At 38.3% G+C, this 14,522-nt stretch carries 18 protein-coding genes; 15 read left to right on the forward strand and 3 right to left on the reverse strand.

Features of this window, described 5'->3' with window-relative positions; translation table 11 throughout:
- Window positions 1-45 precede the first annotated feature (45 nt).
- From E3U55_RS06165 to E3U55_RS06175, 3 genes are all read left to right on the forward strand, one after another.
- Entirely contained in the window at window positions 46-438 is a 393-nt protein-coding gene (locus tag E3U55_RS06165; protein WP_134339554.1) for a DUF4181 domain-containing protein, read from the forward strand.
- Between the two features lie 42 nt (window positions 439-480).
- The gene (locus tag E3U55_RS06170; RefSeq protein ID WP_134339555.1) at window positions 481-1,875 is read left to right on the forward strand and encodes a M20 family metallopeptidase; all 1,395 of its coding nucleotides are present in this window, start codon (window positions 481-483) and stop codon (window positions 1,873-1,875) included.
- 387 nt (window positions 1,876-2,262) lie between these two features.
- A complete protein-coding gene (locus E3U55_RS06175; RefSeq protein WP_134339556.1) occupies window positions 2,263-3,186 on the forward strand; it encodes a DMT family transporter in 924 nt (307 codons plus the stop codon).
- A 187-nt stretch (window positions 3,187-3,373) separates the two neighbouring features.
- Here the strand turns inward: E3U55_RS06175 and E3U55_RS06180 are convergent, their stop codons facing one another.
- Both E3U55_RS06180 and E3U55_RS06185 read right to left on the reverse strand, forming a co-directional pair.
- Complete coding sequence (locus E3U55_RS06180; protein WP_134339557.1) at window positions 3,374-3,556, reverse strand: hypothetical protein; 183 nt, start codon at window positions 3,554-3,556, stop codon at window positions 3,374-3,376.
- Window positions 3,557-3,572: 16 nt separating this feature from the next.
- Complete coding sequence (locus tag E3U55_RS06185) at window positions 3,573-3,992, reverse strand: universal stress protein (RefSeq protein WP_134339558.1); 420 nt, start codon at window positions 3,990-3,992, stop codon at window positions 3,573-3,575.
- A 238-nt stretch (window positions 3,993-4,230) separates the two neighbouring features.
- Between E3U55_RS06185 and E3U55_RS06190 the strand changes: the two genes are divergently transcribed.
- From E3U55_RS06190 to E3U55_RS06240, 12 genes are all read left to right on the forward strand, one after another.
- Window positions 4,231-5,703, forward strand: a complete 1,473-nt coding sequence (locus E3U55_RS06190; protein WP_134339559.1) for a SulP family inorganic anion transporter — start codon at window positions 4,231-4,233, stop codon at window positions 5,701-5,703.
- Between the two features lie 193 nt (window positions 5,704-5,896).
- Window positions 5,897-6,130 (forward strand): hypothetical protein, encoded by a 234-nt coding sequence (locus E3U55_RS06195; protein ID WP_134339560.1) that lies wholly within the window; start codon window positions 5,897-5,899, stop codon window positions 6,128-6,130.
- A gap of 67 nt (window positions 6,131-6,197) precedes the next feature.
- A complete protein-coding gene (locus tag E3U55_RS06200) occupies window positions 6,198-6,488 on the forward strand; it encodes a MazG nucleotide pyrophosphohydrolase domain-containing protein (RefSeq protein ID WP_228547484.1) in 291 nt (96 codons plus the stop codon).
- Between the two features lie 2 nt (window positions 6,489-6,490).
- Window positions 6,491-7,027, forward strand: a complete 537-nt coding sequence (locus tag E3U55_RS06205) for a GNAT family N-acetyltransferase (protein WP_134339561.1) — start codon at window positions 6,491-6,493, stop codon at window positions 7,025-7,027.
- A 29-nt stretch (window positions 7,028-7,056) separates the two neighbouring features.
- Window positions 7,057-7,218 carry a hypothetical protein gene (locus E3U55_RS17270; RefSeq protein WP_153801904.1) on the forward strand — a complete coding sequence of 54 codons (162 nt, stop codon included), beginning with the start codon at window positions 7,057-7,059 and terminating at the stop codon, window positions 7,216-7,218.
- 1 nt (window position 7,219) lies between these two features.
- Window positions 7,220-7,492: a GNAT family N-acetyltransferase gene (locus E3U55_RS06210; RefSeq protein WP_407644098.1), complete on the forward strand. Its 273-nt coding sequence runs from the start codon at window positions 7,220-7,222 to the stop codon at window positions 7,490-7,492.
- 22 nt (window positions 7,493-7,514) lie between these two features.
- Window positions 7,515-7,940 carry a DUF1801 domain-containing protein gene (locus E3U55_RS06215; protein ID WP_134339563.1) on the forward strand — a complete coding sequence of 142 codons (426 nt, stop codon included), beginning with the start codon at window positions 7,515-7,517 and terminating at the stop codon, window positions 7,938-7,940.
- Between the two features lie 62 nt (window positions 7,941-8,002).
- Window positions 8,003-8,596: a phosphotransferase gene (locus E3U55_RS06220; protein ID WP_194840832.1), complete on the forward strand. Its 594-nt coding sequence runs from the start codon at window positions 8,003-8,005 to the stop codon at window positions 8,594-8,596.
- A 204-nt stretch (window positions 8,597-8,800) separates the two neighbouring features.
- Entirely contained in the window at window positions 8,801-9,205 is a 405-nt protein-coding gene (locus E3U55_RS06225; RefSeq protein ID WP_134339565.1) for a VOC family protein, read from the forward strand.
- 113 nt (window positions 9,206-9,318) lie between these two features.
- Entirely contained in the window at window positions 9,319-10,512 is a 1,194-nt protein-coding gene (locus E3U55_RS06230; protein WP_134339566.1) for an MFS transporter, read from the forward strand.
- 291 nt (window positions 10,513-10,803) lie between these two features.
- Complete coding sequence (locus tag E3U55_RS06235; protein WP_134339567.1) at window positions 10,804-12,225, forward strand: MDR family MFS transporter; 1,422 nt, start codon at window positions 10,804-10,806, stop codon at window positions 12,223-12,225.
- A 255-nt stretch (window positions 12,226-12,480) separates the two neighbouring features.
- Window positions 12,481-12,741, forward strand: coding sequence for an HPr family phosphocarrier protein (locus E3U55_RS06240; RefSeq protein WP_134339568.1), 261 nt, complete (start codon window positions 12,481-12,483; stop codon window positions 12,739-12,741).
- Between the two features lie 448 nt (window positions 12,742-13,189).
- Here E3U55_RS06240 and E3U55_RS06245 read toward each other — a convergent pair whose 3' ends face one another.
- Window positions 13,190-14,512 (reverse strand): YjiH family protein, encoded by a 1,323-nt coding sequence (locus tag E3U55_RS06245; RefSeq protein WP_134339569.1) that lies wholly within the window; start codon window positions 14,510-14,512, stop codon window positions 13,190-13,192.
- Between the last annotated feature and the right edge of the window lie 10 nt (window positions 14,513-14,522).

The raw sequence follows: 14,522 nt of genomic DNA on the forward strand, positions 1-14,522 counted from the left end.
CTTCTCCTATAATAGGAGTACAAGATTAATTTTAGGAGTGAACATATGACTTTTATAGACATAGTAATTATTATTGCTGTTCTTTTTATTGCAGCTTTTGCAGTCGAAATGATACTGATAAAAGTATTAAATATCCCAATACGTGAATCTCGATTTATTAATGATCAGCATAAAAAACGCTACAAACAATTTTTAATAATTTACGGTGTTGTCATGCTGGTAATGTTTATATTCTACATACTTCAAATGATTATCGTTTTTATCCCTCTAACATTAGTAATTCTTTACCCAGTTCTAAGTGCGCTGGTTGATATGGTTATGGAAATCAAGTATGCACCAGAAAATCGTCGATACATTATTTCAATATCAAATATTGCCGTATACATTTCATTTTTAGTGATGTTATTTACGACAGACTTATTTGGGTTGGTTGGATAGCTTTCGAATTAAATGGTGAAAGTTAGCAAAAGGAGTGATCTCATGTTTCATGCAAAATCAGTTGAACAGTTGATTGAAAATAAGCAGGATTTGTTCACGAAAATGAGTGAACAAATTTGGGAATATGCTGAAACAGCTTTTCTTGAAAAACAATCTACTCAATATATTATTGAGAAACTGGAAGATGAAGAGTTTGAAGTTGAGCGCGGTCTTGCAGGGATTGAGACGGCTTTTGTTGCAACTTACGGAAAAGGAAAACCTGTCGTAGCCTTTCTCGGTGAGTACGATGCGTTGCCAGGCTTAAGCCAGAAAAAAGGTGTTGGTGAGTATGAACCTATTGAAAAGGGTGGCAATGGCCATGGGTGTGGTCATAACTTACTCGGAACAGGTTCATTTGCAGCAGCTGTTGCTGTGAAAGATTACATGAAAGAACATGGAATTGAAGGTACTGTTCGTTACTATGGATGTCCTGCTGAAGAATTCGGTGATGGTAAAGCGTTCATGGCAAAAGAAGGTGTGTTTGACGATGTTGATTTTGCATTATGCTGGCATCCAGGCCCAGTTAACACCCTTTTTAAAATGAAGGTGCTTGCGGTTAATCAAGTCTATTTTCGTTTTAAAGGGCGTTCAGCTCATGCCGCAGCTAGCCCTCACCTTGGACGAAGTGCACTAGATGCAGTAGAGCTAATGAATATTGGTGTGAACTATTTGAGGGAACACATTATTCCTGAGGCTCGGGTACATTATGCTGTGACAAACACCGGTGGTAACGCACCGAATGTTGTGCAGTCTGAAGCGGAAGTGTTGTATTTGGTCCGTGCACCGAAAGTGTCCCAAGTCAAAAGCATCTATGAACGGGTTTGTAAAATCGCAGAGGGTGCGGCGCTTATGACTGAAACGGAGCTAGAGATTGTATTTGATAGTGGGTCATCAGATATGGTTGATAATGAAGTTCTCGATCAAGTTATGGAGAAAAATTTTACTCAAATCGCTCCACCAACTTATACAGAAGATGAAGTCGCTTTTGCTGAAACCATTCGCAAGTCATTATCTGAAGAAGAGCTGAATGAGCTCTGGGCTCAAAATCTACAAAACGTCACCTTGGCCCGTGATTTTATTGATAAAGAAAACCTGGACCTCCCGGCTGGTTCAACGGATGTTGCAGATGTCAGTTGGATTACGCCAACTACGCAAGCGGTAACCACGTGCATGGCAAACGGAACGGCTCTTCATTCATGGCAAGCCGTATCACAAGTTGGCACGTCAATTGGGCAGAAAGGCATGCTTTATGCTGGAAAACTCATGGCTGCAACTGCATTAGATGTCATGCAGGACCCGGAACTTTTACAAAAAGCAAAAGATGAACACTATCAAATTGCCGGCAAAGACAAATATATAAGTCCGATTCCAGATGGCGTAAAGCCAGGGTTGGCTTAAAGATAGGAAAAAGTTACTCAGATCAAGTACTGAGTAACTTTTTTTATCTAGTATATATGATTTATTATCCACTTCATCGGATTTATTATCTACTTAATCAATTTTATTATCAACTTTTTGAGGTTTATTATCTACTTCTTAAAATTTATTATCTACTTGCCCCAATTTATTCGCCACTTCATAAGATTATCAATACTATTCTGGAATAATTGACTATCTTTTAATTCAGCGGGCTATCCACTTTAAAATTTTGGAAAAACTTTCAATCTTTTATAGTTTGCTTTTTAACGCTAAGCGTTGTAAGATTAACGCGCATTGAAAATATTATATGCAACTTAGTAGTTTTACCTGAACCTGGTAGATAGAGAGAAAAGGGAGGGTTGAACGATGAGAATGAATCATACTATTGCTTACGCTATGGTTGTTCTCGGCGCGTCCTTATGGGGCATACAGGGTTTGTTCGTTCAGAACTTATACTCATATGGCCTCACACCGTGGCAAGTTGTTACGGTACGTTTAACGATTTCAAGCCTAATTTTATTAATCATTTTAGGCACTTTAGCTAGGAGTTACCTTAAAATAAGGTTAATAGATCTTCCTTATTTTATTGGCCTAGGAATTTTAAGTATCGCCTTTTTCAATTGGTTTTACTTCCAAGTGATGGACCTGGCATCACTTTCTGTCGCCGTTGTCTTTGTCTACACATCACCAATCTTCGCAGCCATCATTGCAAAAATCCTTTTCAAAGAAACACTAACTACTGCAAAAATCATCTCAATATTACTGACCATTATAGGCAGTGCCTTAGCTATTGAATTTATTCCACTTGGTGAATCTTCGCTTACTATACTAACAGTCATATTTGGCTTGCTCGCCGGTTTTTTCTGTGCGACTTATAGTTTAATAGGTAAAAACGTCAGTCAATGGTATCATCCTTTTACCATAACGTTTTATTCCGTGTTTTGTGGCAGCTTGTTTTTAATACCAACAAGTCAAATCTGGGAACATGGTGACGTTCTTTTGGAAGGTGGAATTTGGGGCAATATATTAGGGCTCGCAATTTTTTCAACAGTCATCGCTTACATGCTTTATACTATTGGATTAACTTTTATCGAATCTAGTAAAGCAACGATTTTAGCCTCTGTTGAGATTATCATTGCGGTATTAGTTGGTGTGGTTGTACTTGGCGAAGTATTAACTGTTTGGCAGTTGCTAGGCTTTGTGTTTGTCTTTTTATCGTTATTCTTAACGGTCTTTTCATTTAAACCTCAATTGAAAAAAGGTCAATTTAACCCGAGTAAAGGAAGATGATTCTTCCTAACTCGGGTTTTTCTTTTATTATCGGACCTTTTTTCGTCGTTTCCGGACGTTTTCATCGATTATCCATGGTCGAATCGTGTCGAAAGTACTTAAAAAATCTGTATTTCCGGAGCTCCAAAAGGGTTTTCCGGACTTTTAAATAAATAAAGGGACCGATTAAATGTCGGTCCCTACCAATCTAATTATGTTTATCGGCAATAAGCTGATCTACTTTGTCTTCTAATCGTTTTAAGCGGTCATCCTTTTTCTTCATAGATAAGAATATAAGAATAAGTATTAAAGGAATTCCGAGTGCAAATACAAACATGATGAGTTGGGCGAACATGTCACCGGTATTGAGTGCTGACATCAATAGATTCATATATACCCCTCCTAAACTATTTCACGATCATCACAGGGCACTTAACGCGTTTTGCTACTTTGTGGCTGACACTACCTAAAACCATTTCTTGAAGAACGTTTAACCCACGGCTACCAATAATCACAAGGTCGAAGTCCTCATCATTGGCATACCTCACAATAGTTGGGCCCGGTTCGCCTCGTTTAATTTCAATAGAATAATCTAAATCCATTAAATCAAATTTTTCTTCAATGGGTTTTAATCTTTCTAGGCGTTTCATTTCTACCGTTTCTTTGTCGCCTACTTCAAGAACATCATGTTTAGACGTATCACCATCAATGACATAAATGATAGTAATATGTGCATCACCTTGCATATTTGCAAGTTCAGCGGCATGTTCTGCTGTACGTATGGAATGGTCCGAACCATCTGCGGCTACTAAAATGTTTTGATACATAACGTTCTCCTTTTTCTTTTATTCTATCATGCATGGAAAAAATAAGTACAACTTTTTTACTAATAGATTAGATTGACTATTATATCGAAGAAAAAAAGAGTATAAGAAAGCATAATTCCAAAGTATACGCTTACATGCGATTATAAAATTTTTTCTTTACGTGGTATAATCACTTTCGTTCTTGTCGAATAAGCACTGCTACGGGTGGTGCAAAAATTAATGGAAAAGAGGTGCGATATTGAACGTACAAGCAATAAAAAATAGTTGGTTTGGAAACGTAAAGAACGATGTGCTTGCAGGTATGGTTGTTGCCATGGCTTTAATTCCTGAAGCGATTGCCTTTTCGATCATTGCTGGTGTGGACCCAATGGTGGGACTTTACGCTTCCTTTAGTATAGCTGTGGTGATTGCATTCACAGGCGGACGTCCCGGTATGATTTCCGCTGCCACAGGTGCCATGGCATTATTGATGGTGACGTTAGTTGCAGAGTGGGGGCTTCAATACTTACTCGCAGCAACGATTTTGACAGGTATACTCCAAATAATATTTGGGTTTTTGAAAGTTGGTCAGTTGATGAAATTTGTTCCGAGATCAGTAATGCTCGGATTCGTTAATGCGCTTGCAATTTTAATTTTTATAGCGCAACTCCCTCATTTTGTTGGAGCAGATTGGCCGATGTACGCATTAGTAGTAGGTTCTTTAGCTATCATTTATTTATTTCCACGTGTGACAAAAGCGGTGCCTGCACCCCTTGTCGCTATTGTTGTAATGACAATCATCGTGATGGCAACAGGAATAGGAGTTAAAACAGTAGGAGACATGGGTGAATTAACAAGTACGCTTCCTGTCTTTTTAATCCCTGAAATTCCACTTACATTTGAAACACTTCAAATTATTTTTCCAACCGCATTAGCATTAGCTTTTGTTGGTTTACTTGAATCGTTACTAACATCTCAAATTGTTGATGATATGACGGATACACCAAGTGATAAAAACAAAGAAGCTCGAGGTCAAGGTTATGCGAACGTCGTAACTGGGTTCTTCGGAGGAATGGCTGGTTGTGCGATGATTGGACAATCGGTGATTAACGTTAAATCTGGCGGAAGAGGACGCTTGTCGGCATTAACTGCTGGGGTATTTTTAATGACATTAATTATTGTCTTTCAGGATTTATTAGTCCAAATTCCAATGGCCGTCTTAGTTGGTATCATGATTATGGTTTCTATCGGAACATTTGACTGGAGTTCACTGAAGAAGCTACATGTCATGCCAAAAACGGATGCAGCAGTTATGATTGTAACGGTTGCGACCGTTGTTAAAACACACGACTTATCAAAAGGTGTGCTGGCAGGTGTAATCTTAAGTGCTATTTTCTTCGTCGCAAAAATTTCATCTGTTAAGGTGGAAAAAGAGCTGGAAGAACGCACGCGAACGATGGTTTACCAAGTCAAAGGTCAAGTATTTTTTGCCTCAGTTGAAAGTTTGCTTAAGCATTTTGATTTTAAAGCAGACGCAGACCATGTAGTTGTAGACTTTAGTCACGCGCATGTTTGGGATGATTCAGCTGTAGCTGTGATAGATAAAATTGTACTGAAATTCCGTCAATACGAAAAAGAAGTCGAGATAACAGGTTTGAATGCAGACAGTTCGAAACTCGTAGAACGCCTAGGTGTTCACGATAAACCGAACGCCACTCTATCAAACCATTAATAGATGAAAACGTCTGGAGCTCTCCAGGCGTTTTTTTGTTATAAAAAGTGGCTGGCGGATAGACTATTGGTTCTAGCGGATAGAGAGGTTGATTTAGCGGATTGAATCATCTAATTAGCGGATAGACAACAGAATCTAGCGGATTGGCGCTTTAATTTAGCGGATGTACACCTCATTCTGGCGGATTACGACTATGACTGTCAAAGATAAAATTAAACACTTAATGGATCCAAACCTAGATTATGAGACGGAAGAACTGGCGAATCAAACTCTATACTACCTAGAGAGAGATAATAATAATAAAATTATCGCCCTAACATTTTTTGATGATATCATGTATAAAGTTGAAGCGGAGCTGGATGACCGCCTAACAAAACAAGATGTGTTTGATTACATGGAAAAAGTGATTACTAAAGTTAATAATTAAGACTAAGCTCGCCTTTTAGGTGAGCTTTTTTATGTTAAAATTAGGCAAAAGAGGTCTAGGAGGGTTTATGGAGAATATTACATTAAAAGAACTCCAGGAATATATCAGAAATAGGGATTACAGACCTGAATTAGAACATGCTTATTTTCAAAAATTAATTGAAGAAGTCGGAGAACTTTCGGAAGTATTGCGAAAAGGAAAGCGCATGGAAACGGAAGATACAATCAAAGGGACAATCGAAGAAGAATTATATGATGTACTTTACTATGTAGTCGCCTTGGCAAACCTGAATGACGTAGACTTAGAGAAAAGCTTCCACCTCAAAGAAGCTATTAACCAACACAAATACGGGAGGTAACCATGACAATCACCATTAGGCAGGAACATCCGAATGATTATATAGAAACAGAGAATGTGGTGAAAAAAGCATTTGACCAAGCAGAAATGAGTGACGGAAACGAACACCAACTTGTTGAGAAAATTAGAAAGTGCGAAGCCTTTGTTCCTGAGTTATCACTCATCGCTGTCGATAATGAACCGAATACAATTGTTGGACATGTTATTCTTTCAAAAATTAAAATAAAAGATGAAGAGGAAGAGTGTGATTCACTCGCCTTAGCACCAGTGTCAGTCATGCCTGATTATCAAAAACAGGGTATAGGAAAAAGTTTATGCCGACAAGTAATCGTGCAAGCAAAAGAACTAGGTTTTAACTCAGTCGTTGTACTGGGTGACCCTGGTTATTATTCAAAATTCAATTTCGAAAAAGCCTCGAACTATAATATTCGAGCACCTTTTGAAGTTCCAGATGAAGCATTTATGGTTCTTGAGCTAAAAGATGATGCACTTAAAAATGTGTCAGGTGTTGTTGAGTATTCACAACCCTTTTATGAATAAAAGGTAGAAAACGTGAAGGAGTTAGAGAAATGAATTTTAGCGGTAAGAAAATGGTGTTATTAATTATTATCGTCATTGCTATTATGGCTGTTGTGACTTGGGCAATTTTTAACTTCATGGATCGCAATAATTACATTGAAGAGATGGGTCTTCAATATCTAGGAACCATTTTAAATCAAAGGAGTGTCTAGTTTGGAAATTAAGCGAGATGAAAAAGGCTTTTACGTGGGTAATCCAAGTAACAAAGATGCTGAGATTACATTTGTGAAAAAGGATGAAGACACAATCGACATTGACCACACAGAAGTATCCGAAAATCTTCAAGGTCAAGGTGTTGGAGGTAAATTAGTCCAAGCGGTGGTGGATTATGCTCGTGAGAACAACCTGAACATCACTGCAACCTGTCCTTATGCAGAGAAAAAGCTTTCAAGAACGGATGAATATCTGGACGTTTTTGTTGGTTAAAAATTTTTAGGAGGTTTTTTATGTGTATGAGTTAAAAACCAAGCAGAATGACGACAGTGTTATTGAATTTATTGAAAATGTTGAGAGCCCCAAAAAGCGTGAGGATGCATTCAAGCTTCTAGATATATTTACTGAAACGACAGGCTATGAAGCCAAAATGTGGGGCACGAGTATAATTGGGTTTGGCGCTTATAAATACAAGTACGAATCGGGCCACGGAGGAGAATTTATGCTCGCCGGTTTCTCACCTCGAAAAGCAAAATTCAGCTTATACCTAATGTCAGGCACAGATGAATTACGAGACCTCCTAGAACAATTCGGAAAGCATAAAACAGGAAAGTCATGCATCTACTTAAATAAACTCGATGATATTGATGAAGACGTATTAAAACAAATGATTCAACGATCAGTTGAGCTTATGAAAAATAATCACCAAATCATAGAGTAGCCTCAAGCGGGCTGCTCTTTTTCCAATTTCTAAATTTATAACGAAAATTGAGAGGAATTATGATGAATATACCCAAAGACATCCTAAATAAAATTGGAGAAATACAAGCCATAACTGATCCAGAAGAACAAGGCTGTACCTCACAAGTCGCATTTATCAAGACTTCTGAACGTACATATGCACTAAAGACAAGCAAAGACCCACTATTTCGTACTTGGCTAAAAAATGAATCATACATCTTGGAACATCTGAAAGATTTAAATTTACCAACTCCCAAACCTTTTTTATTTATAGAAAAAGATTACGCTTCCTGGCTATTGATGGAGAAACTCCCTGGAAGGACACTAGCTTCCGCATTGAGTGAAGAAAAAGACGAACAAAGGCGAGCGAAGCTAATCTCTGAGTTTGGTGCAGTGGTGGCTCAGGTGCACAGCGCACCTGCCCCGGCAGCGTTGCGTACCGCAACCCAGCCGTGGCTTGAAAGTATGCTCGCAGAAGCCCAGTATAACTTAGAGCACCATGAAGTCGACGGTTCACAACAACTTCTTAACCAGTTGAAAGCGACGCCACCGACCCCAATAGAACCAACACTCATTCACGGTGATTTAACCGTCGACAACGTTCTTACGGATGGTCGCCAAATCACAGGACATTGACTGGAGTGGAGGTGCTTACGGTGATCCCCGTTATGACACGGCCATCGCCGTTCGTCCAAAACAAGGAATTTTTCGTTGGCCTCAGGACTGGCACATATTTTTTGAGAGTTATGGCAAAGAACCTATTAACCGAAAAGAGTATGATTATTTTGTAGAAGGTTTGTATGAATTTTTTTAATAAATTATAAGAAAGAAGGAATTAAAATGTCTGAGAAACTAATTCGTGTAGGAACAACTTATGTACCTGTCAGCAATGTAGAGAGATCTGCTGCTTGGTATGAAAAGACCCTCGGAGCTCAAATCAACTATAAAGATGAATCAAAAGCAATTATCGATGTAGCTGACCACAGTATGTTTCTGGTTAAGGCTGCTCCAGGTCAAACAAACACATTTCAAGTTGAAAATGGGAACGATCACTTCAATATCACATTTGAGGTAGACGGTTATGAAAAACTTCATAGATTACATAATGAATTCTCGCAAAATGATGTTATGGTCGGGCCAATTGAAGATCGTGGACATCCAGGTAATAACTTTACCTTTCAAGATCCAGATGGAAACCTTTTTGACGTTTGGAGTGAACTTAGCCCGACATTTCAAAATAAATAATATCAAAATCTGGACCTTGCTCCAGATTTTTTTCTTTTATAAAAAAATTTAGGTTTAAAAAACAAATTTTGTGCAAAACATAACTAACTAACTTTTATATAAAGAGGTGAGCGATGTTGAGTGGTTCAAATGGTTCCAATAATAATATCAAACTAATAACAGCCCCAGGTTTCGCGAATGATATTGTTGACGAAATTAAAGATGAACTACCTTCATTGCTGAAAGTTTATATAGATGATTCCTGTGAGTGGGAAATTAATCATGTCACGGATTCTCTTACAGGTTCCACGGGAAATTCACGTCAAATCTTAGAGTCTATTTTGGAAAATATTAAAGAGGGCGACAAAGATTATCTTATATGCCTTACGGATTTACCACTGTTTCACAATAAAAAAGTAGTGGTGTCTGAAGCTTATGAAGAAGAAAATATCGCCATCCTTAGCTTGCCTGGGTTGGGTTCAACTCCAATGGTTAAACGAATACGATCATCTATTATTCAGCTCGTTAGTGAAATGTACTTTGGAAGTTCGGATCAAGACCGTGAACAAGCAGAGAAACGATTGAAAGATAAGATTAAAGAAGATGGGAAAACTGGTCTGAAATTAGTCGATGGTCAAATTATTGCAGGGCATAAAGGATTTGAGAAATTCTCTCCAATACGTCGAGAAACACCACAAAACGGTGAGCAAAACATAGATGTACGATTTACAATCCCTTCTAAAATTTTAGGTGCAATACGAATTTTAACTGGTATGGTAAGAGCGAATCGACCTTGGCGAATGTTTCCCGCATTTGTGAAGGTATTGGTGGTAGCTTTTGCGACAGGGTCTTATGCAGTGGTTTTTCCAACGATATGGAAGCATACGAGTAATTACGATCTATGGCGCTTGATTACTTTAACTGTTGTAGCAATACTAGCTATGATTTTATGGGTTATGGCAGCACATAAGTTATGGGAGAAACCTTATTCTAAAACCAATAATCGCTTAAGAATGTTATACAACATCGCCACATTATTTACTTTACTCATTTCAGTTACTTTGTTTTACCTAAACTTATTTTTAATGTTTTTAGTTGCTGTCTTCCTATTCATCCCTTTGGAAACACTGGAACTCCAAATTGGTGAGTCTGCAACGTATGTTAGTTACATTTATATCGCTTGGACAATCACAAGCTTTGCAACAATCATTGGTGGTTTAGGAACTGCGTTAGAAAGTGAAGAAACAATTCTTACTGGCACTTACGGCTACAGGCAGCGACAAAGATATGAATACTTGAAAGAGAAAAAAGATGAAGAGGAAGAATAACGATGCATAAGTTCTGGCTAAGGCCAGAGCTTTTTTTGTTAAAAAAAATATAGTTACTCACTTAATTTATAAGTAAACTCCATTATTCCGAGATTCAACTCCATTAATCGAGCTCCCAACTCCATTAATCATGTTCAGAACTCAATTAATCACAATAAGCGCTCCATTAATCCAAATCAACATCGCACAATGGTCGTTTTTCATAAATTTCTCAAACATATTCCTTCGCAAAACGAAATATATTTGTTAAGATGTAATGTTAGCGACTGAATAAAGGGAAGAAGGAATAGTATGTCAGAAGAAAAAGAACAACAAGAAGTGAATATTAAACGCGGACCTTTAATGGCCGTGCTTATTTCAGGAGCATTTGTAGCTATTTTAAATCAAACATTACTCGGTACTGCACTACCTAAAATTGCAGAAGCACTTGAAATTAACTATGCTTCAGCACAATGGCTGCAGTCGATATTTATGTTAGTAAACGGAATTATGATTCCAGTTACCGCCTTTTTAATCGGAAGGTTTACAACCCGGGCACTCTTTTTAACCGCTATGGGATCTTTTGCGGTTGGAACGGTTGTCTGTGCGATCTCGCCAACCTTTGAAACCCTTATAGTTGGCCGGATTCTACAAGCAGCAGGTGCAGGTATTATGCTTCCACTAATGCAGACGATTATGTTTCTGGTCTATCCACTTGAAAAACGTGGAGCTGCAATGGGGATGTTCGGGATGGTCATCGCCTTTGCGCCGGCAATAGGCCCGACATTATCGGGGTACCTTGTTGAGCAATTCCCATGGCGTAGTGTGTTCTACGTGGTATTACCGATCGCGATTATTGACATCATTGTCGCTTATTTTATTTTGAAAAACGTAACAGAGCGGACATTCCCGAAAATGGACCTTACATCTATTATTCTATCGACTTTGGGTTTCGGTGGACTTTTATATGGATTTAGTATCGCAGGTAACCCTGAAACAGGTTGGGGAAGTCAAAACGTTATTATTTCACTCATGATTGGTGGCATTGCGCTAACTTGGTTTATCTCACGCCAGACGAAACTCAAAACACCAATCTTAGAGTTTAAAATCTTTAAATATAAAGTTTTTACATTAACGACTGCCATTGGTATGATCATGTTTATGTCCATGATTGGCGGGGCTGTTATTCTCCCGATCATGATGCAAGATATGCTCGGATTCACAGCCTTCGAATCAGGGCTCATGCTCTTGCCGGGTGCCGCATTAATGGGAATCATGAACCCAATTACCGGTCGACTATTTGATAAGTTCGGTGCAAGGTATTTATCGATTATTGGATTATTGTTAGTAATTATTACAACATTCATGTTCACGAACCTAACACCAGCAACAGGTTTCGTTTACTTAGCTGTCGTGAATGCTGCACGCATGCTTGGCATCGCCATGGTTATGATGCCTGTTACAACACTTGGCCTTAACCAATTACCTAAGCAACTCATGCCACACGGGACTGCCATGAACAACACCATGAGGCAAATGGCCGGAGCAGTCGGAACAGCCTTACTCGTGTCCATCATGGCCAACGAAGCCATACCAGAGCAAGGCGTTGAAGGCGCGCTCCACGGTGTAAACATGTCGTTTTTAACAGCAGGGATCCTGTCTGTTGTAGGGTGGTTCTTAGCATTCTTTATTAAAAAATCGAGCCCAACCCAAGAAGCACAGCAATCTTCATAAGATGTGCCGTTAGCTGAACATGGCTGTATCAAAAGACGAATAAAAGCAGATGCGGTGCAATTCTCACGCATCTGCAAGTAGTATATAAGAAATAGCTCTCGTTAAACCGGAGCTATTTTTTACATGATTATCCTAATTATTTTATGGGAAGCGTATTAGATAGAGAATGGTTTAAATTGATGTCCGAAATGTTCCATGTTAAACTCAGTAACGCAACATTTAGCAAGGAACGAGTAGCATAGGAGGATCATGGCAATGAAACTAATAGACATCGAAGTAAAAAATGAAACAGGCATACGAGCACGTCCAGCGCAACAGCTTGTACAAGAAGCAGCTCGCTTCACTTCTGACATAAAAATTATTAAAGGTGAAAAAGTAGCCGATGCCAAAAGTATTTTAGGCGTGATGACTCTAGGAGATGAACCGGGCACAACCATACAGCTTCAAGCAGACGGTGCTGATGAAGATGAAGCAATTGAACGTCTTACTGAAATGATCAATAACGAATTAAAATAATAATTGGGATAAACTTGGCCGAGGCCAAGTTTTTTCTTTGTCTAAATCTATTTGGTGGACAGCTATTTTAGTTAAATTTCAATAATCTACTTTAGAACTCAATTAATTAAGTTTGAAACTCTGTTAATCGGACAGAAAACTCTATTAATTGAGTCTTCAACTCCATTAATAACGAAATCAACTTAATTATTATTGATCTGCACTTCAATTAAAAATACACTCATTGGAGCGACGAAGGTTTAGGGTGTGAGAGAGGCTTTTTCAGTGAAATTCGAATAAACCTCATCAAAACTCCTTTATTCTGGAACTCAACTATGTTAATCGAAAACCAAACTCCATTAATCGAGATTAAAACTCCATTATTCACGCAAACAACTCCATTAATCACAACTTAAACTGCAAATAAAAAACCGCTCGCAACCATGCGAGCGGTGATCCATATAAATTTTTAGAAAAGCATATGCGCGATTAAGATAATGACTGGTAATGTGATAATTGTACGTAATAAGAAAATAACTATTAATCGCCAGAAGTTAACAGGAACTTTAGATGCTAAAATTACGCCCCCAACTTCTGACAAGTAGATTAGCTGTGTAACACTTAATGCTGCAACAATGAATCGCGTCATCTCATTAGCAACACCTTCAATCATAAGAGCCGGTAAGAACATATCCGTAAAACCAACTAGAATCGTCTCAGCAGCAGCTTGAGCTTCTGGAACTTGTAAGAATTCTAGAATCGGTACGAATGGTGCACCTAACCATGTGAATACTGGAGTGAACGTCGCCACCATTAAACCAAGTGTACCAATAGCCATAACAATCGGTAGCACACCAAACCACATATCACTAACGTTTTTAGCACCTTCTTTTAGGAAACGCCCAAAGCCTGGTGAACGTTTTGCACGGTCAATAGCTTGAGTGTAGCCCCAACTTAATGCATTATAGTTTTCAGGAATATCTTCATTTAATACCTCTTTTTCTTCAGAATAATAGGTATCAGGAATTCCAGATAAAGGCGGAATACGCGGCATAATAATTGCTGCGACTAAACCAGCTGCAAATATAGTTAAATAAAGCGGTAAAAACATATGCATTAAACCGACTTGATCGACCACAACAATCGTGAACGTAATTGAAACAACTGAGAATGTCGTACCAATAACGGCAGCTTCACGCTTTGTATAATAACCATCTTCATATTGACGGCTGGTTAATAGAACACCAATTGTTCCGTCACCTAACCATGAAGCTAAGTTATCGACTGTTGAGCGGCCTGGTAAAGTGAATACTGGACGCATAATCTTAGTAAATAAGGCCCCAACAAACTCAAGAAGTCCGTAATTTAATAACAGTGGTAAGAAGAATCCAGCAAATAAGAACACAGCGACTAATGAAGGCATTAAATCATTAAGAATAACTCCTCCTGTGTATTCGTGCCTTATAGCTTCCCAGCCAATGCCGAAGTAAGTAAAAATGATAAAGAACATACCTAAAATACGAATTAATAACCAAAAAGTAGATACGCCAAAGACAGCTCCAATAAAGGAGTCTTCAGGAAAACGATGAGGCATTAATTTAACAACAATAGACATAAGTGCAGAAATCGTAATTAATATTAATGCAACAAATAAAATGTTATCGTCTAATAAATCTTTGAACCAGCCAGCTAATACAGCAACTGGTACACTTGTTGAACCATCATAAGGTACGGGTGTAACAAATAAGAAAATACCGATTAATGATAAAATTATAAACTTTAGTTTTGCCATATGACTTCCC

Source organism: Filobacillus milosensis, from assembly GCF_004402015.1.
GTDB lineage: Bacteria > Bacillota > Bacilli > Bacillales > Alkalibacillaceae > Filobacillus > Filobacillus milosensis.

Excerpts from the sequence above, each read along its gene's own strand:
- E3U55_RS06165 (WP_134339554.1), top strand. The coding sequence starts at position 46 with ATGACTTTTATAGACATAGTAATTATTATTGCTGTTCTTTTTATTGCA.
- E3U55_RS06240 (WP_134339568.1), top strand. The coding sequence starts at position 12,481 with ATGAAACTAATAGACATCGAAGTAAAAAATGAAACAGGCATACGAGCA.
- E3U55_RS06175 (WP_134339556.1), top strand. The coding sequence starts at position 2,263 with ATGAGAATGAATCATACTATTGCTTACGCTATGGTTGTTCTCGGCGCG.
- E3U55_RS06225 (WP_134339565.1), top strand. The coding sequence starts at position 8,801 with ATGTCTGAGAAACTAATTCGTGTAGGAACAACTTATGTACCTGTCAGC.
- E3U55_RS06185 (WP_134339558.1), bottom strand. The coding sequence starts at position 3,992 with ATGTATCAAAACATTTTAGTAGCCGCAGATGGTTCGGACCATTCCATA.
- E3U55_RS06180 (WP_134339557.1), bottom strand. The coding sequence starts at position 3,556 with ATGAATCTATTGATGTCAGCACTCAATACCGGTGACATGTTCGCCCAA.
- E3U55_RS06205 (WP_134339561.1), top strand. The coding sequence starts at position 6,491 with ATGACAATCACCATTAGGCAGGAACATCCGAATGATTATATAGAAACA.
- E3U55_RS06230 (WP_134339566.1), top strand. The coding sequence starts at position 9,319 with ATGTTGAGTGGTTCAAATGGTTCCAATAATAATATCAAACTAATAACA.
- E3U55_RS17270 (WP_153801904.1), top strand. The coding sequence starts at position 7,057 with ATGAATTTTAGCGGTAAGAAAATGGTGTTATTAATTATTATCGTCATT.
- E3U55_RS06220 (WP_194840832.1), top strand. The coding sequence starts at position 8,003 with ATGAATATACCCAAAGACATCCTAAATAAAATTGGAGAAATACAAGCC.
- E3U55_RS06195 (WP_134339560.1), top strand. The coding sequence starts at position 5,897 with ATGACTGTCAAAGATAAAATTAAACACTTAATGGATCCAAACCTAGAT.
- E3U55_RS06245 (WP_134339569.1), bottom strand. The coding sequence starts at position 14,512 with ATGGCAAAACTAAAGTTTATAATTTTATCATTAATCGGTATTTTCTTA.
- E3U55_RS06235 (WP_134339567.1), top strand. The coding sequence starts at position 10,804 with ATGTCAGAAGAAAAAGAACAACAAGAAGTGAATATTAAACGCGGACCT.
- E3U55_RS06200 (WP_228547484.1), top strand. The coding sequence starts at position 6,198 with ATGGAGAATATTACATTAAAAGAACTCCAGGAATATATCAGAAATAGG.
- E3U55_RS06170 (WP_134339555.1), top strand. The coding sequence starts at position 481 with ATGTTTCATGCAAAATCAGTTGAACAGTTGATTGAAAATAAGCAGGAT.